Annotated in this window: 16 protein-coding genes and 1 riboswitch; of the genes, 3 read left to right on the forward strand and 13 right to left on the reverse strand. The window is 35.7% G+C overall.

From position 1 onward, the window contains the following. Positions 1-220 precede the first annotated feature (220 nt). Positions 221-330: riboswitch (TPP riboswitch) on the forward strand. Positions 331-361: 31 nt separating this feature from the next. Beyond that, positions 362-1024, forward strand: coding sequence for an energy-coupled thiamine transporter ThiT (gene thiT / locus EDD66_RS09945; RefSeq protein WP_243115336.1), 663 nt, complete (start codon positions 362-364; stop codon positions 1022-1024). 113 nt (positions 1025-1137) lie between these two features. Here thiT and carB read toward each other — a convergent pair whose 3' ends face one another. The 3 genes from carB to EDD66_RS09960 form a co-directional block, all read right to left on the reverse strand. Then, positions 1138-4335 (reverse strand): carbamoyl-phosphate synthase large subunit, encoded by a 3198-nt coding sequence (gene carB / locus EDD66_RS09950; protein WP_123609421.1) that lies wholly within the window; start codon positions 4333-4335, stop codon positions 1138-1140. Next, a complete protein-coding gene (locus EDD66_RS09955) occupies positions 4335-5414 on the reverse strand; it encodes a carbamoyl phosphate synthase small subunit (RefSeq protein ID WP_123609556.1) in 1080 nt (359 codons plus the stop codon). Before EDD66_RS09955 ends, carB begins: the two co-directional genes overlap by 1 nt. Positions 5415-5858: 444 nt before the next feature. Further along, positions 5859-6869 (reverse strand): nucleoid-associated protein, encoded by a 1011-nt coding sequence (locus EDD66_RS09960; protein ID WP_123609422.1) that lies wholly within the window; start codon positions 6867-6869, stop codon positions 5859-5861. 168 nt (positions 6870-7037) lie between these two features. Here EDD66_RS09960 and EDD66_RS09965 point away from each other — a divergent pair, with 168 nt between their 5' ends. Together EDD66_RS09965 and EDD66_RS09970 are read left to right on the forward strand one after the other, a co-directional pair. Then, positions 7038-8297, forward strand: a complete 1260-nt coding sequence (locus tag EDD66_RS09965; RefSeq protein WP_123609423.1) for a peptidoglycan-binding protein — start codon at positions 7038-7040, stop codon at positions 8295-8297. A 269-nt stretch (positions 8298-8566) separates the two neighbouring features. Beyond that, positions 8567-9172, forward strand: coding sequence for a DUF3793 family protein (locus EDD66_RS09970; RefSeq protein WP_123609424.1), 606 nt, complete (start codon positions 8567-8569; stop codon positions 9170-9172). On the opposite strand, the gene EDD66_RS09975 is transcribed toward EDD66_RS09970, so the two are convergent. The 10 genes from EDD66_RS09975 to EDD66_RS10020 all read right to left on the reverse strand — a co-directional run bounded on the left by EDD66_RS09975 (position 9102) and on the right by EDD66_RS10020 (position 19147). After that, complete coding sequence (locus tag EDD66_RS09975; RefSeq protein ID WP_330511091.1) at positions 9102-9407, reverse strand: GNAT family N-acetyltransferase; 306 nt, start codon at positions 9405-9407, stop codon at positions 9102-9104. The two genes, EDD66_RS09970 and EDD66_RS09975, sit on opposite strands and share 71 nt — an antisense overlap. Positions 9408-9414: 7 nt before the next feature. Next, positions 9415-10485: a branched-chain amino acid aminotransferase gene (locus tag EDD66_RS09980; RefSeq protein ID WP_123609426.1), complete on the reverse strand. Its 1071-nt coding sequence runs from the start codon at positions 10483-10485 to the stop codon at positions 9415-9417. 175 nt (positions 10486-10660) lie between these two features. After that, positions 10661-11149 carry a dihydrofolate reductase gene (locus tag EDD66_RS09985; RefSeq protein ID WP_123609427.1) on the reverse strand — a complete coding sequence of 163 codons (489 nt, stop codon included), beginning with the start codon at positions 11147-11149 and terminating at the stop codon, positions 10661-10663. Between the two features lie 49 nt (positions 11150-11198). Continuing rightward, positions 11199-12047 (reverse strand): thymidylate synthase, encoded by an 849-nt coding sequence (gene thyA, locus EDD66_RS09990; protein ID WP_123609428.1) that lies wholly within the window; start codon positions 12045-12047, stop codon positions 11199-11201. Positions 12048-12226: 179 nt separating this feature from the next. Next, positions 12227-13897, reverse strand: a complete 1671-nt coding sequence (locus EDD66_RS09995) for a M3 family oligoendopeptidase (RefSeq protein ID WP_123609429.1) — start codon at positions 13895-13897, stop codon at positions 12227-12229. Between the two features lie 280 nt (positions 13898-14177). After that, positions 14178-14720 (reverse strand): 6-phospho-3-hexuloisomerase, encoded by a 543-nt coding sequence (gene hxlB / locus EDD66_RS10000; protein WP_207667774.1) that lies wholly within the window; start codon positions 14718-14720, stop codon positions 14178-14180. After that, on the reverse strand, positions 14717-15343 hold the full coding sequence (locus tag EDD66_RS10005) for an orotidine 5'-phosphate decarboxylase / HUMPS family protein (protein WP_123609430.1): 627 nt from the start codon (positions 15341-15343) through the stop codon (positions 14717-14719). Before EDD66_RS10005 ends, hxlB begins: the two co-directional genes overlap by 4 nt. A 42-nt stretch (positions 15344-15385) precedes the next feature. Beyond that, positions 15386-16327, reverse strand: a complete 942-nt coding sequence (locus tag EDD66_RS10010; RefSeq protein WP_123609431.1) for a sugar kinase — start codon at positions 16325-16327, stop codon at positions 15386-15388. 1 nt (position 16328) lies between these two features. Beyond that, positions 16329-17021, reverse strand: coding sequence for a hypothetical protein (locus EDD66_RS10015; protein WP_123609432.1), 693 nt, complete (start codon positions 17019-17021; stop codon positions 16329-16331). Continuing rightward, positions 17018-19147 (reverse strand): hydantoinase/oxoprolinase family protein, encoded by a 2130-nt coding sequence (locus EDD66_RS10020; protein ID WP_123609433.1) that lies wholly within the window; start codon positions 19145-19147, stop codon positions 17018-17020. The genes EDD66_RS10015 and EDD66_RS10020 overlap by 4 nt, the downstream gene beginning before the upstream one ends. Positions 19148-19165 lie beyond the last annotated feature (18 nt).

Below are 19165 nucleotides of genomic sequence, written 5' to 3' on the forward strand. Positions count from 1 at the left end.
ATTCAGATAATTCAATTTCATAAAGTGCTAAAAAGTTTCATAAATTTTGGTAATAATTAACATAAATATGTTTTACTCCAAATCTGAATACCCTTCTAGATTACTATCAAATTCAACCAAAATTATCATTCCTACTTGACTTTTATCACTGATATTGTTATATTGAAGCAGTAGTAAATCGTACAATTTAATTATTGTACATAAACTAAATAAAGCAAATATTTTTTGCTAGGGGAGCCTGCGGCTGAGAGGTGTTCATTCATTATACGTTCACTACCCTCATTACTTGATCCGGTTAATGCCGGCGTAAGGAAGCATCCATTATGGCCCCTCCTATGCGCAAATCAAAGGAGGATTTTTTATGTTTCAAAATCTAATTCATTTCTTTGTTACCGAAGGTGACGGAGAATATCTTTTACGACCGGCAGGGTATGCTGCTCTTGTCATTCTACTTTTATTGATTATTTTTATAATCACACTATTGGGTAAATCTGAAAAAAGAATGAATACAAAGCAACTTGTTTTCGCATCCATGGCACTTGCTCTTGCAACCATAACTTCATTTATTAAACTTGCTTCATTACCATTTGGTGGCTCTATCACTCTATTTAGTATGTTTTTTATTTGTTTTATTGGATATTTATACGGACCGAAAATTGGTTTAACAACTGGAATTGCTTATGGTATTCTTCAACTTATTGTTGATCCTTATATTTATCACCCATGGCAATTAATACTTGATTATCCACTTGCTTTTGGTGCACTGGGTCTTTCTGGTCTATTTTATAAAAGTAATTATGGTTTAGTAAAAGGCTGCATTGTTGGTATCCTTGGAAGATATCTCTTCCATGTAATCTCTGGTTACATATTCTTTGGAAGTTATGCTCCTGAAAATATGAATTCGTTAATTTATACACTGGGCTATAATGCAACTTATATTATTCCAGAGCTTATTGCTACGGTGATTATTCTATGTTTACCACCAGTAACATTAGCCCTAAAAGAAGTAAAAAGAACAGCTTAATATAAAAAAAGAAGTTCGATACAAAAGTTATCGAACTTCTTTTTTATGAGAGAAATGAAGGTTGTTAATGCATTAACCGACCTTCACTCCTATATCTAACCAACCTCCCTGATTTACACTTCAGCAATATTTATTAATGTTAAATTCTCATTATTTGAATTCTCAAGGCTTGTTAATAATGCATTGGCGGTATCTATGGATGTTAAGCAGGTTACTCCGGTCTCTATCGACATTCTTCTTATTAAGAAGCCATCTCTTGATTTATCACGTCCATTGGTCGGAGTATCAATCACTAAATCTATTTCATGCCCATAGATAAGATCCAGTAGTGTTGGAGATTCTTCTTCAATTTTATTTACCTTAATAACATCGATACCATTTTCAAGAAATACGTTAGCAGTACCTCTGGTCGCATATATTTCATATCCTAAAGCTTTAAATCTTTTTGCTGCTTCTACTGCTTCTAATTTATCTGCATCTTTTACAGTAAATATCATCTTTTTATGTTTTGGAAGATTGATACCGGCACCTAAGAACGCCTTATATAAGGCTTCATTAAATGTTTTTGCAATGCCTAAACATTCTCCAGTCGACTTCATCTCAGGACCTAAACTAATATCCGCTCCTCGAAGCTTTTCAAAAGAGAAAACTGGCATTTTGATAGCAATATATTCTGATTCTTCTGCTAATCCTGGTTCATATCCTAAATCTTTGATCTTTTCTCCCAGAATGACACGGGAAGCCAGGTCTACAATAGGGATTCCAGTTACTTTGCTAATATAAGGAACGGTACGGCTCGAGCGAGGATTTACTTCAATGACATAGACTTGTTCTTCATATACAATGAATTGGATATTAATCAGCCCAATTACATGAAGGGATTTTGCTAATTTTCTTGTATAGTCCACGATTACTTCTTTCATCTTAGCTGATACATTCTGGGTCGGATAGACTGAAATACTGTCTCCGGAATGAATCCCTGCTCTCTCAATATGTTCCATAATACCAGGTATTAATATATCTTCACCATCACACACTGCATCCACTTCAACCTCTTTACCCATCAAATATTTATCTACCAGAATTGGATGTTCCTGAACTGTTCGATTAATTATTTCCATGAACTCTATGATATCTTCATCTGATATTGCGATCTGCATTCCCTGACCACCTAGTACATAAGAAGGTCTGACAAGCACCGGATATCCCAAATCATTGGCTGCTTTTATTGCTTCTTCTGTTGTGTAGACCGTCTTGCCGGCAGGTCTTGGGATATTGCACTTTTCTAAGATGGCATCAAATAATTCTCTGTCTTCTGCCGCATCTACATCAGCTGCAGAGGTTCCAAAGATAGGGACTCCCATCTTTAATAATGCTTCTGTTAATTTAATGGCTGTCTGACCACCAAACTGTACCACAGCACCATCTGGTTTTTCTAAATCTACAATATTTTCAACATCTTCAGGTGTTAACGGTTCAAAATACAATTTATCTGCAATATCAAAATCAGTACTCACTGTTTCCGGATTATTATTTACAATAATCGTCTCATATCCACATTCTTTCAATGCCCATACACTGTGTACGGAACAATAATCAAATTCAATTCCCTGACCGATACGAATTGGGCCCGATCCCAGTACCATAACTTTCTTCTTCTGTTTGTGGTTTACTACTTCATTTTCACTTCCAAAGCAGGAATAATAATATGGTGTGGAAGCTTCAAACTCTGCTGCACAGGTATCAACCATTTTATAAGCTGCAATGATATTTTCCTGCTTTCGTAATTTTTTAATCTCTTCCATTGATTTACCTGTAAACTGTGCAATTACCCTATCCGGATATTCTAATCTCTTTGCTTCTTTTAATAAATCAGCATCTAATGTCTTTGTTTTTAACTCTTGTTCCATCTCTACCAAGATTGCAATCTTATCCAGGAACCAAATGTCAATCCTGGTAATGTCATGAATTTCTTCCAAGGTGATACCTCTTCTGATTGCTTCTGCAATTACAAAGAGTCTCCTGTCATCCACCAGATAAAGTTGTTTTCTGATCTCTTCTATGTCTAACTGGTCATAATTACCATAATCCAAACTGTATATATTCTGCTCCAGAGAACGGATTGCCTTCATTAAAGCTCCTTCAAAATTAGTACAGATGCTCATAACTTCTCCGGTTGCTTTCATTTGAGTTGTAAGAGTTCTTTTTGCCATGATAAATTTATCAAAAGGCCATTTTGGGATTTTCACTACCACATAATCCAGTGCAGGTTCAAAACTTGCATAAGTCTTACCTGTAATTGCATTCTTAATCTCATCCAGAGTATATCCTAATGCAATCTTAGCTGCAACTTTCGCAATTGGATAGCCGGTTGCCTTAGATGCCAATGCGGAAGAACGGCTTACCCTGGGATTTACTTCGATTACACAGTATTCAAAAGTATCAGGGTGAAGGGCATATTGAACGTTACAGCCTCCCGTTATATTTAGTTCGGTAATAATATTTAATGCACTGGTACGAAGCATCTGATATTCTTTATCCCCAAGTGTTTGTGACGGTGCCACGACGATACTGTCTCCCGTATGTACACCAACCGGATCTAAATTCTCCATGTTACATACTGTAATACAATTTCCCATACCATCACGCATTACTTCATATTCAATTTCCTTCCAGCCTGCAATACTACGTTCTATCAGACATTGACCCACACGGCTGAGCCTTAATCCATTGGAACAAATATCAATCAACTGTTCTTCATTGTCAGCAATTCCACCGCCACTGCCTCCAAGTGTATAGGCAGGTCTAACAACTACCGGATAACCAATTTTATTAGAAAAGGCAATTGCATCCTCTACTGTTGTTACCACTTCACTAGGAGCACACGGTTCTCCTATCTTTTCCATGGTATTCTTAAATTCCAGACGGTCTTCTGCTTTTTTAATGGTAAGGGAAGTAGTTCCGATCAACTTCACATTATTTTCCCTTAAAAATCCAGATTCCTCAAGTTCCATTGCAATATTTAATGCAGCCTGGCCTCCAAGAGTAGGCAATACACTATCTGGTTTTTCAAGCTGGATCAATTTTTCCACCACTGGTACCGTAAGTGGTTCTATATAAACTTTATCCGCAATTTCTTTATCTGTCATAATGGTCGCCGGATTAGAATTTATTAATATAACACAAATACCTTCTTCTTTCAGGGAACGGCAGGCCTGTGTTCCTGCATAGTCAAATTCTGCTGCCTGACCTATGACAATTGGACCTGATCCGATTACTAATACTTTCTTAATTGATTCATTCTTTGGCATTATTTTGATACCTCCATCATATGAATAAACTCATCAAACAGGAACTCTGAATCCTGGGGTCCCGGACACGCTTCTGGATGAAACTGGACTGTAAATATATTCTTGCCAAGATAATGTAAACCTTCAATCGTTCCATCATTTACATTGACAAAACTTGGTTCGGCAATTTGCTTATCAATACTTCCTTCCGTCACAACAAATCCGTGATTCTGAGAAGATAAATATACTCTATTATTTTTTAGATTTTTTACAGGATGATTGGCACCCCTATGACCGTATTTTAATTTGTGAGTATCCCCACCGTTTGCTAAGGCCATTAGCTGGTGTCCCAGACAGATAGCAAATATTGGAATATCACTATCATATAGTTTTTTGATTTCTTTGATTATATCAGAACATTCTTTTGGATCTCCGGGCCCATTAGATAACATAATACCATCTGGTTTCTCCCCTATAATTTCTTCCGCTTTCGTTGCCGCCGGGTAAACAGTAACTGCACATCCTCTTTTTACAAGGGATTTAGCAATATTATTCTTTGTCCCAAGGTCTATTAAGGCAACCTTTTTTATAAATTTCTCAGGTTTGTATTCTATTTTCTCTTTACAGGTAACTTTCTGTACCACTTCTTTTGGAGAATATTCTTTTAATTTATTGATTACTTCATCAAGATTATAATTTTCATTGGAAGTAATCATACCATTCATAGTACCTTTTTCTCTTAGTATTTTCGTAAGGGCTCTCGTATCAATTCCTGCAATTCCTGATATATTTTGATTCTTTAGAAAAGTTTCAATGCTGTCTTCACTTCTAAAATTACTTGCTCTTCTAGAAATTTCACGAACGATGAAACCATCTGGCCATGCTTTATAAGATTCCATATCTTCATAACATACTCCATAATTCCCTATTAGTGGATATGTCATGACAACCGCCTGCCCTGCATAGCTGGGATCTGTTAGTACCTCTAAATATCCAGTCATGGAAGTATTAAATACGATTTCACTAATTACTTCTTTCATGGCACCAATACTCACTCCAGTAAATACATTTCCATCTTCAAGTATTAGATAAGCTTTCATAACTTGCACCCGTTCCTTTCTGTCCTGTGTTGAAAGTTGCTTTGATATTGGAAATATTTCCCAATATATCTTTAAAAAAATTACTTTTCGTTTCCTTTTCAAAGAATTTTGTATGAATTTAAGTACTAATAGCATCCTTTTCTGTAAAAAATCTCAAAAAAAGAAGAGACTTACCCCAATAATTTTATCGGACATACTCCCTTGTACATCATGATATCTGCTAGAGACATATTCTTTTTCGACTTTTTACTCAAATTGTAGAGATTTTACCATATCTTTATAAATTATACAAGCCTTTTTTCGAAATGAATTTTTATTAATTATTTTTTATAATTATACATTGCTTTGCATGAAAATGCAATAGTAATTTTTAAAATTTTTACACATAAAAGGATGGGGCTTTTGTAGTGATAAACTAAAATACAAAAGTCCCATCCTTGTGGCTTATTTACTTGTAATATGATTAATATTCTTAATTAACACAGATATGGTTCCATCCGGATTCGTAATAAATTCAATATTGTTCTTATTATTGTACTGATCCATTGGAATATTAATTTCAATCCCGGTATCCGTTGTTAAGAATTGCTTCTCAAACTTCCTGGTCGTCTGCTTGTTCCTTGGCTTCACTTCATCCGCTTCGATATTATATTTTTCAAGTTTTTCTACAAACTCTTCCCGGATTTCTGGATTTTCTTTGAAAATTTTCTCACCAAGGGAGGACGTATTAATAACACCTTGCTCTATATATTCATTGTGAAGAATACTTTTTGCTTCCATATGTTTGTCAAAATCTTCTTCATAATATTTTTGATGTATTTGCTCCATTGCTTTTGTTACAATATTAAGTTTAGCCTTAGGAGACAGTTTTCCCATACATTGTAAAAATATCTGTGACAGATAATTGGTCTTTACACCATTTATTTCATATTTTTTCTCTACTAATTCAATAGAATAATCTAAAAGATTAATTAATACGGCTTCTGATAATTTTGTTCCTTCCGACGGTAAAGTAGCTTTCTGTTTAATAATATCATTACTATTACCATATACATCAGAACCAGTGATATGTATATATGATTCTTTATAATTCATTTTTAATAACGCCAGATGAAGGGTACTATTCACCTGATATGTTACCACCAGCAGATCAGCTGGCGTAATATCAATATTCTGATTCATGATACCATATAAATGGCTTGCTATATTATGGCTTATCTGTATTAAATTATCCTCATTGAACTCTTCAAGAATATGATAAACAATTGATTCTTCCTTATTAAACTGACAGCTTTTCACATCATCACTGGAAGCAATCTTATAAATATGTCCTCTCAAAAAATCATTTAAATCCGGACCAAGCTCCAATAATGTATCTGATAAAACAGGCATCCCTATGGTTGAATCTAATATATGAACAATTGCATTTCGAATAATGATCTCATCTTTTTCCATCGTCTGTCCCCCAATTTTAATTCTCTGATTATTTTAGCACAGATGAGGAATAAATCAAGTTTCTTATAACGTAAAACTTATATAGAAAATGAAATTTAGATAATCACAGATTTTTCTATGATACATATGCTATTAATAACAATAATCAAATATTATAAAAGAGGTATTATGAATAAACACTTGGTATATCCAGCTCAAGTAAGCACACAGTCATTTGGCAGACTTCAAGTGAATGCATTCACCGAAGTTGGCTTTCGCCCTATCCCAAATGCTACAGTCACAATATCCTATACCAATGATCCCGGCACTACAATAGAAGAGATTACTACTAATGATGTAGGCCAGACGGAAGAGGTTGAATTACCAGCACCACCTCTGGATTATAGTCTGGAGCCTAATTCAGATCAACCTTACTCCAATTATACAGTTAAAGTAACTGCTCCTGAATTCGAACAGATCATCGTAGATGGTACTGAAATATTACCAGATGTTTTAGCCATACAAAATACAAATTTAAGAGAGGCAGCGGAAGTTGCTGAGCACACTTTTGTAGTTTCTCCCCATACTTTATACGGTGATTATCCTCCAAAAATTGCTGAAGATGAAATAAAAGATATTGAAGAAACAGGCGAAATTGTTTTAAGCCAAGTTGTCGTACCAGAATTCGTTATTGTACATGATGGCCCGCCTGCCAGTCCCGCAGAAAATTATTATGTGAGATTCCGGGATTATATCAAGAATGTAGCATCCAGTGAAATTTATGCTACATGGCCTACTACAACAATACAGGCTAATATTTTTGCGATTCTTTCTTTTACATTAAACCGTGTATTTACAGAGTGGTATCGAAATCAAGGTTATAATTTTACAATTACATCATCTACTGCTTATGATCACAAATTTATCCCTGGAAGAAATTATTATCGAAACATAGCACTTGAAGTAGATGCTCTTTTTACTAATTATTTATCAAGACCAAATGTAATCCAGCCAATTTTGACCCAATATTGTGATGGTAACCGGGTTCAGTGTCCGGGGTGGATGACTCAATGGGGTTCTAAATATTTAGGAGATCAAGGTTATGACCCAATTGGAATCCTTAGATATTTTTATGGAGAAAATATGTTCATTAATACAGCACCTGTCGTTGCAGGTGTTCCTGCATCATTCCCTGGTTATAATTTAACAATCGGCTCCTCTGGAGAACCTGTTCGAATGATACAAAACCAGATCAATGTAATTTCAGATTCCTTCCCTGCCATCCCTAAGGTAGTGGCAGACGGTAATTTTGGCCAGCAGACAGCAGATGCTGTTTCAACTTTCCAAAGTGTATTTGGGTTACCTGCAAATGGTATCGTGGATTTCCCTACCTGGTACAGAATTTCTGAAATTTATGTTGCAACAAGCAGAATCGCAGAATTAGTTTAAGAAATGTAGTAAACATGAATGTCAAAGTTCATCTTAATTTTTAAATAAATATCAGCGTATATTATATTAATTTGACCGTTTTCCCTTCAAGTGGTATATCACTTTCAGTTAATCGACGTCAAATTGAATAATTATACGCTGATATTTTAATGTATACATCTATATTTAATTTTAATGATCGTTTGACTCACACACTAGGAGTGATTTCCAGTATCAATATTCCATTACAGGAGATAATAGATAAAAATATCACATTCTAGGAGTAACTTATGCTCACCTATCATGAATTTGAAAAATTACTGGCATATTATTGTGCCCCAAGTATTATGGGATTAAAACCGGCTAATTTATTGTCCTGTCAAATAGAAATCAAGATGCTGAAAAAATGGATTCATGAATTTCATGAGTCTTTATCCACATGCCCTGTACGTATTAAGATTCTTTATCAACTAAGGGCCGGTAATATCTTGTTGATTTATGATGCTTCTCTGCTGGAACAACAATTATCAAAACCGGAGATAAAAGCTTTTCTTAAAAATTATGATTATCCTCTGAATCATTCTTTAGATGAGATGATTGATTTTCTGGCACTAAGAATAAAAAAATCCAAGGAATATCCACATGAAATAGGTGTATTTCTTGGATATCCCTTAGATGATATCATCGGTTTCATCATGAATCAGGGAAAAAATTATAAATTGTGCGGGTATTGGAAAGTTTATTCCAATGAAAAAGACACCATCCATATATTTGATTCCTATACAAAATCACGACTCTATTTATATGATAAAGTTTCAAGAGGGATTACTTTAAAAGAAATGCAAAGTCTTTATTTTTCTCAAACCAGTGAACCGCATAAGAGCAGGTTGGAATGATTTTTTTATTCTCCTTTTGCATTTTTAAAGCCGCTGCTTCTACTAATTTACTTGCTATTCCCTGACCACGTAAAGAATCATCAACAAAAGTATGATTTAGGTTCACTGTATTGGCATCTATATCCGGAAAAGTTACTTCTGCAATCAGTTGTCCTTTCAGGTCATTCATATAAATTCGATTCTTCTCTTCAATAAAATTATTCATGACAGCCTCCTTATAACAAGAATTATCAATATACTATTTATTTTACTTCCACAGTCCAATTTTTAGTGTCTTCTATTTTTCCTAATTGTATTCCTGTAATTGTATCATACATTTTCTGACTAAGTTCTCCTATACCGCCATCCTGAACTTTCATAATATGATTTTCCCAACGTAATTGTCCAACGGGTGAAATTACTGCAGCCGTTCCGGTGCCAAAAACTTCTTCTAAAATACCATTCTTATGTGCTTCATAAATTTCATCAATTGTAATTTTTCTTTCTTCTACCGGGATTCCCCAGTCTTTACACAACTGGATTACAGAATCTCTTGTTACCCCAGGTAAGATGCTTCCATTTAATTGGGGCGTTATTATTTTCCCATCAATCTTAAAGAAAATATTCATAGCTCCTACTTCTTCAATATATCTGCGTTCCACACCATCAAGCCACAAAACCTGTGAATATCCGGCCTCATGTGCTTTTACCTGTGCCTTCATGGAAGCCACATAATTTCCACCAGTCTTTGCCTCGCCGATACCGCCTTTTACTGCTCTTACATATTCATCCTCAATCCATATTTTGACCGGATCCAAGCCTTCCGGATAATAAGCCCCTACTGGGGAAAGTATTATTATGAAAGTGTACGTATTGGATGGACGTACACCTAAGAATGGATCTGTTGCGATCAAAAATGGTCTGATATATAAGGAAGTACCTTCTTTTGTAGGTATCCATTCCTCATCCGTTTTTACTACAGCTTTTAGTGCCGCCAAAAAATCTTCTTCCGGGATCTCTGGCATACAAAGTCTTTCATTGGTCCTATTTGCTCTCTCAATGTTCTTATCAGGACGGAATAATAATATTCTTCCATCTTCTGTTTTATACGCTTTTAAACCCTCAAACATCTCCTGTCCATAATGAAATACCATGGCAGACGGTTCAAGACTAAGAGGCCCATAAGGTACTACCCTGGCATCATGCCATCCTTTACCTTCTTCGTAATCCATGAGAAACATATGATCCGTAAAAATAGTACCAAATACTAATGGATTATCTTCGTCTGGTATTTCTTTAGGTGCAGTAGTTTTTTCAAATCTGATGTCCAACATTATTCTCATCCTTCCTTTTAGCTGATAACTACCAAACTTCCAGTAATTACATTAAACAGATTTCTTTATTACTGAATATATTATACTTCTAAGATTAAATATTCAATAGTAAAATCTAAATTTATCCAATATACCTATACGAATAATTTATGTAAATCATTCCTTTAGGTAATGTCTAATTCCTTACATATTTACGAAAAGTATATTCCAGATCATAATAAGTCTGTTCTTCTGATTCTTCTGCCAATTCCCAATCGGGCATATCATCAAGATCAGGAAAATAAGTATCTGCCTCATAGGCATAATCAATTTTAGTGACATAGGCCACATCACAATATGGTAACATCTGTTTGTATATACTTTCACCACCTATGACATATACATCATTTGATGGATATTTCTTAACTTCTTCAAGTGCTTCTTCTATACTGTGAAGGATCATTGTATCCTTCATATTGTAATCATTCTGCCTTGTTATCACTATATTAGTACGATTCTTTAAAGGCTGTCCACCTGGAAAGCTTTCAAGGGTACTTCTTCCCATAACAACTACCTTTCCGGTTGTTTCTGTCCGAAAGAACCTCTGATCTGCCGGGATTCTCACCAGTAATTGATTTTTAAGCCCGATTGCCCAATTTTTATCAACTGCAACAATTAAATTCATTCTTTATCCTCTCAATTCTAATCTGCAATTTAACAGTATACCTCAAGATTTATACTGCTACAGGTATATTTTCTATCTTTGGTCCAGTGATATAATTATCCAGACGAAAATCATCCACTGTAAACTGATAGAAATCTTTTATATCCGGGTTCATCCAGAAAGTTGGTGCATCATAAGTTTCTCTTGTAATTAATTCTTTGATGATTGGAATATGTCTGTCATAGATATGTGCATCTGCAATTACATGTACCAGCTCACCCACTTCATAGCCACACACCTGTGCCAACATATGGACAAGAACTGCATATTGGCATACATTCCAGTTATTTGCTGCTAATATATCCTGTGAACGTTGATTTAAAATTGCATTTAACTTTAAGTTTCCAGTTTCTTTATTCGTTGTCACATTAAATGTCATACTATATGCACAAGGATATAAATTCATCTCATGCAAATCCTGATGAACATAGATGTTAGTCATGATTCTTCGGCTGTAAGGGTTATTCTTTAAATCATAGATGACACGATCCACCTGATCCATGTCTCCTTCTCTATAATGATGTTTTACTCCTAATTGATATCCATACGCCTTGCCTATGGAACCATCTTTATCTGCCCAGCTATCCCATATGTGACTATGTAGATCATTAATATTATTGGATTTCTTCTGCCATATCCAAAGCATCTCATCAATACAGCTTTTGATGCCGGTTCTTCTAAGGGTGATTGCTGGAAATTCTTTTGATAAGTCATAACGATTTACCACTCCAAACTGCTTAATGGTATAGGCAAAAGAGCCATCTTCCCATTTAGGCCTGACTTTTTCCCCTTCTGTACTGTAGCCATTTTCAAGGATATCCTTACACATATCAATAAATATCTTATCTGCTAAACTCATTTTTCTCCTCCAGCTCTTTTCATTATTTAATCTCTAAGTATCTTCATATTACAGCAAAACGTATTCTGAACTGTATTCAAGTTCAAAATTAAGTTCAACTAAAATTCAGATGTGATTTGAATCCTGACTGAATTTTAGTTGAACTTATCTGGGAACGTTCCTTTATGCTGCCCTGCAGATTACACTATTTCTTCAAGTTTATCCACTAATGATTTAATACAGTCTTTATCAAATGGGCTGATTAAACCAGCAGTCTTTATAGTGTTCACAAAGAAGTCACTTGCAGAGGCTTTGCAAAGATTAAGATAACTGTTCCAGGCTTTTCCATAGTCTTCATCCATCATTACTTTATATTGTAATGCACAAGTCATCGCTAAGCAATAGTCAATATAATAGAATGGTGAATTATATATATGTGTCTGTTTCTGCCATCTGCCTCCCGTTCCAAAGAAAGGATCATTTTCATAGTTAAGATGCGGACGATATACTTTTTCAAGTTCCATCCATTTATCTTTTCTTTCCTGAGGACTCATATCGGGATTTTCATATACTATCTGCTGAAATTCATCTACCATACAGCCATATGGAATGAAGGATACGGAATGTTCAAGATGCATTTGAATATATTCATTCGCTCTTTCTCCAAAGAAAAGGTGCATCCATGGCCTGGTGAAAAACTCCATAGACATGGAATGACACTCTGCTGTTTCCATAGTGATTTCTTTATGCTCTCTGATTTCTTCATTCCTTACTAAAAATGCCTGGAATGCGTGGCCACATTCGTGAGTCATTACATCAACATCTCCACTTGTGGTATTAAAATTGGCAAAAATGAATGGAGCATTATAATTAGGGATAGTTGTCTGGTATCCTCCGGCTCTTTTATCTTTTCTTCCAAATACATCAAATAATTCATTAGACATCATGAAATGGAAGAAATCTTTTGTCTCACTTGACAATTCTGTATACATTTCTTTACCGGCCAGAAGAATCTGCTCCGGAGTTCCAATGGGCGCAGGGTTCCCATTTTTAAAATGTACTTCTTCATCTATATAGGATAAGCTGCTTAATCCAATTCTTTCTCTTCTTCGCTCATGTAATTTTTCTGCAAATGGAACAAGATATTCTTTTACCTGATCCCTGAATACCTTTACCATCTCCTGACCATAACAATTTCTTTCCATTCGGTAATAAGCCAGTTCCACAAAATTATCATATCCCAGCAATTTTGCCTGTTCGGTACGATTTTTTACTAGCTCATCATAGATTTCATCCAAAGCTTCCCCAATGGATAAAAAGAATTCGGATTCTTTTTTATGGGCCTGCCTTCTTATCTCTCTATCTTCACTAATTAAATACTTACGCAGCAAAGATATATTAAGTTCCTCTCCATGAAACTTAATGTTAGCACTTGCAATTAGTTTATTATACATTGTTGATAAAGCATTTTCTTTCTGAATCAGTGGAATTAATTTCTCATCAAATGACTTTAATCTTAACTCAATATTCTTAAATGCAACTGGTCCAATCTTACTCTCTAAATAATCCCTATGCTCCGAATCATAAACCATCTTCATATATTGATTGATCAGATGGTCTATCTGAGGCGACATGGTATCATAATAGTCTTGTTCCCCTGCATAGAATTCTTCTTTTATATTCATATCATGACGAATCATAGCTATAGTTGACATGGTCTCATAATTTTTCATGATATGGTAATAATATTTATGTGCTTCGAATTGTTCTTCTCCCGTTTCAGCTTTTGCAAAATTTGTAAACAGATTATTAAATTCTTTCTTTAATTCCTCATGATCTACTCGTTCATATGGCATTTCACTAAACTTCATGGTATTACCTTATATAATGTTAATCCATTATATATTTTCCTTTCATGAATATAATCTTATAGTCAATTACAATACTATCTCTGTGGGTATAATTTATTATATGTAGTTGCCTTAGGACTATTCTCCCTATATTATACTAAAATAAGCGACTAAAAAATACAATCCAAAAAGGAGCTTTTGCAAAAATATAAAGTTCTTCTAAATTTCAGAAAAATATATTTTGCAAAAGCCCCTGCTATATTTTATAACGGATCCTTTTCTGATGTTGTTTATCTAAGGACTACCAATGTCTTTTGGTTGCTTCCTCATTGGAAAATTGATCCCTTCTGCTTAACATAAGACATATCCCATCTAATGTAATATGTAAAGTCTGATCAAATAAACTGCTTAGTAATTGGATGGATGCCCTTTCTTTACCTTGTTCTGATTTCACAGTCCCCGGTATGATCAATGCCATATCTGCTAATTCTCCAATCGTTGAGGAAGGTTTGCTTGTCACCGCAATAATACTGCAGCCTATCTTAACTGCTTTTTTAGCATCTGCTACTACACTGGAAGATTCCCCTGAACCGGATACTGCTATAAGGATATCTTCTTTTTCAATAGAAGGAGTAATGGTTTCTCCAATGACAAAGACTCTATAACCAAGATGCATCAATCGCATGGCAAATCCTTTGGCCATAAGCCCTGAGCGGCCTTCTCCATCTACAAAGATTCTTTTATCTTTTTGCACATAGGATAAAAATTCCTCCAGCTGTTCTATATCTACCTTTTCTAACACAACCGTTATTTCCTTCATAATATCTTGTAATATATCAATCATTTTCTAACCTCTTTCATTCTACTGAAGTCTTTTGCCGCCAATTTACGATCTTGGGCTTTTGTAATGGCTCCTCCAACAATAGCTATTTCAATTCCACTTTTCTCAAGTAGTGGCATAGTATTTACAGACACTCCTCCTGCCACAGATATCCTTTCTATCCCTTTTAGAGACAGGATTGATTCCTGAATTAAATTCTCCAGTCCTATTCCATTTTTATCTGCCGGAAGATGAACTCCAAAGATTGCATCTTTGAACTTTATTAAGCTGGATAAACGTTGGTCATCTACTTCTAGCAAATCGATCATATAGTCTTTCTTATATTCTTTCGCAACCCGGTCACAAATCTCAATGGAAGAGATTGCTGATGCTCCCATAACAGTGGCAATATCTGCTCCTGCTTCATATACTGCCCGAAATTCATACTCTGCTTCATCAATTGTTTTAATATCTGCAAGAATCCTAATATCAGGGAAGTTTTCTTTTATTTTACGGACAGAGTCCATTCCATAATCTTTAATCAGGGAAGTACCAATCTCAATAATATCCACATACTCCCTGGTCTCTTTTATAATATCAATTGCTTCTTCAATGGTTACCCGGTCTATGGCAAGTTGTAATATCATAATTAAAAATAGTCCTTTCTTACATATAAGGAATTTTCCTCTTTAATTTCTTTGTTTTATATATTCATCCAATTCCTGTCTGGTCGGCAGCCCTTCATTATCACTAATATGTGTGACTTGAATGGAACCAATGGCATTTCCACGAAGTACAGACTCTTTGATTGATAAATTTTCTAATAATCCACTTATCACTCCTGCGGCAAATCCATCTCCTGCACCAACAGTATCTACAACCTTTTCCACTTTAAAACCAGGAACTGTATATGAAGTATCCTCATCTCTCACATAGGCCCCATCCGGTCCAAGTTTTACAAGCACTTTTTTAATACCCAGTCCCTGGTAAAAATCTGCGATTTTCTCAGGATCTTCACTTCCCATTAGAATCAGCCCTTCTGAAGTTCCAGGCAGGATCATATGGCATTTTGAAGCAATATCATTAATTGTCTGAGTCATTACTTCTTGACTCTCCCACAGGGCAGGTCTTAGATTAGGATCAAATGTAATAAAGATATGGTTTTCTTTTGCCCGTTCAATCAATCGGTAGGTTGCTTCCCTGCAGGTATCTGACAGAGCCGGCGGTATTCCTGTTATATGAACTAATTTGATTCCATTAAAGTCAATTGCATCTATTTCTTTTATTCCCATATGGGAAGCCGCAGATCCTTTTCTGTAATAAGGAACATAGGGATCTCCTGATTTCACTTTACTTTTTAATTGAAATCCTGTTTTATAGATAGGATCATAAGTGATAAATTCTGTGCCGATAGATTCTTTCTTTAGAAAATTCTCTATATAATGTCCCAGTGGTTCATCACCAAGTCTGGTAATATAGGTTGCTTTATGTCCCAATCTGGTTAATCCGATACAGACATTAACCTCTGCACCAGCTAAAGAACGTGTGAAATGCTCAACCTCCTCTAATGGACCATAAGTATCTGCCATAAATAACGCCATAGGTTCCCCAAATAAAATTACTTCACTCATATTATTCCCCTTCCTGCCCTCTATGATAATTTTGAGGGAATCTATTCTTTTTAAACGTTAGAATTTCATCAACTAACTTTTGTGTTTTACCCCCATCATGAGGATAAAGCATTATGGCATCAAATACATAAGGACTATAAGATATTCCCAAAAGTTCCCTTGCAAATGCCATGGCAGCGATTTCACCAATTGCCATAAGCTTTGATTTATTGCGTAATGGTCCTATTTTCCATAATTCAATTGTTTCTGTCCTCGTATAGATTTTCTCATCCTGTTCTTCCATATAATGAAACATCTCATGTGCCAAAAGCATACTTTCAATATCCACATGCTCCATCATTTCATTCATATCCTTTTCTTCCAACAGATTTGTTACTTTTTCTATATTCCCCTGATATATGGTCACCTTATCAGGATAATTAAACTTTGCAAAAACAATGTAATTATCAGCTCCATCAGAGTCCTCATATTTAATCTTCAGATCAAGCTTCTTTGCATACTCTTTTACTGTAGCGGGCCCATATTGATTTTTAAGTTTTCTGGCTTGTTCAATACCGCAAAAATTGGCATTTTTTATCATATGAGTCCTTAAATCGGAATCAATCTTACGATTTAGCGGATCACGGCTAAATGCATAATTCCCCCACTCTATATCGTCTAGCAACATTAATTTTTCTGCGGATTCTTTTATCATATATCATTCCTTGCTCCAACAACAATAATTTGTTCTTCTGCTTCCATAAGACCTAATTCTGTGTCTACAACCATAAGCAACTGTTCAAGATCTCTCATACCGGCATAATCAAGAACCTTGCCACCAATACAGATGTAGAGATCTGGTTGAAGACGAATATCGCTTTTAAACACTGCCAGGTCTTCCCACATTTTTTCAATAATTTCAGGAGCCTCTGCTACCGTACAGCCAGCGGCATCTCCATCACCACGTTGCACTTTGATGAACCCTTTCTTATCTACAATTCGAATCTGATCTGCACCATTGCTCTTCTTTGAAGTAAATACATAGAATACATTGTTCTTTGTAATAAGTTTTGTTTCCTCCAAAGTACTTCCCATTGACTTTGCTGCCAATTCTTTTGCATCCTCTTCTGTACATGCCTTTAGGAGATCCGTGGTCTGCACTTCTGTAGATCCTAAAGCAATTGCAGTTACTCTTGAAGTCTGGGAATCAATCTCTATTTGCACTTCAATAGAATCTGGAACTGCGCCGTTGGCAATCGCAAGGTTTGCAGCCTCTTTCTTAATATCTGCAATATCTTGTTTTGAAGGAGTAGGTATGGTTCGTTCCACCACATCCCGCACCATAGCCAGAGCTACTCCAATGGATGAGATCACTTCTGCATTTTCCGGAATACTATATTCCAAATTCATGTGATTTGCTGTATATGGCAATAATGCAGCTGCTCCACCCCCAACACCAACTAAAGAGATCTGGTCTCTTTCTATTTTATATTTTTCTGCTAACATTTCAATGACTGGTTTGATTTTCTCAAAAGATTTTGCAAGAATCTGTTCTGCAACTTCTTCTACTGTCATATTCATATGTTTTGCCAGTGGTTCCATTGCCTTACGTGCCGCAGCAGGATTACCATAGGAATAATGTTCCGGGGTAACAATTCCAAGTACATTGGCTGCACAGCTATTGGTAATCGTAATTCTCTTACCATTTTTTAATTTAATTGCAACATAATCTGATGGATCACCTTTCTTTGGAGTAAAGAATTCCACTTCCGGGTCCTCGATTTCTTCAATTGGAGTATATACCGCATATGGCATACCGGCAATATGCGCACTTCTTGGTCCTACATCCACAATACCATTCTTAGAGGCTCTTACCATACTTCCGCCGGCGATGCCAAGAACGCGAACATCCAGGGAACTAATATAAGTAGCGTGTCCTCCTACAATGGAATAATCAACAGCAGGACGGCCATTCTTTATAACGCCAATATTGGTACTCGTCCCACCAACTTCAAAATATACACCGTTGGATGCCCTAAGGTACATAAGAGCACCTACTACACTGGCAGCAGGTCCGGATAACATAGTAAGTACGGGTCTTTTCTTCATCTCACTGATATCCATAACACCACCATCACCACGCATGATCATGAGAGGTACTTTAATTCCTGCCTGACGGACACTTTGTTCTGTACTGGTTGCAGTATCTAACATCTTAGGTAAAATACTGGCATTGATTGCTGCTGTTCTTGTTCTTCTTGTCAGACCATACAGTTTACTGATCTCTGATGCTACAGATACTGGCAGACCATGCTTTTCAGCAATTTGCTGGATCTTTTGTTCTTCCGTAAAATCATCTACGCCAAAAGCCTTTGATGCAACAATAACACTTGATCCTTTCTCCCTCAATGCTTTTATTTCGCCATCCACAGATTGTTCATTAAAATCTTTCTTTTTTAAATAAGTGTGATGTATTTTAATAATCCTTCCGGTTCCAAGGTCGATATCGTCAATCTTACTTTGCTTTTTAGCAAGCATTCCCTCAAATCCGCCTTTTCCGGTAGCCAGGATTCCCACCTCTGCAACATCCCCTTCTAATAAGGCATTGGTTGCCTGAGTAGTACTGTGTGCTATAAATATTACATCATCCGGATCAATATTATTAGCTGTCAAACATAATTTAAATGCTTCAATAACCCCTTGTGCCACTCCTAATTCATGATCATGGGTCGTCATGACAGAGCCTTTTCCGATTATCTCATGAGTTTCATTATCTATTGCAACTGCCTTGGTATGAGTCCCACCTACATCAATGCCTACTCGTATTGCCTTTTTACTCATTTCCCGTTCCTCCTGTTA

It is taken from the genome of Mobilisporobacter senegalensis, from assembly GCF_003752155.1.
Lineage (GTDB): Bacteria > Bacillota > Clostridia > Lachnospirales > Lachnospiraceae > Mobilisporobacter > Mobilisporobacter senegalensis.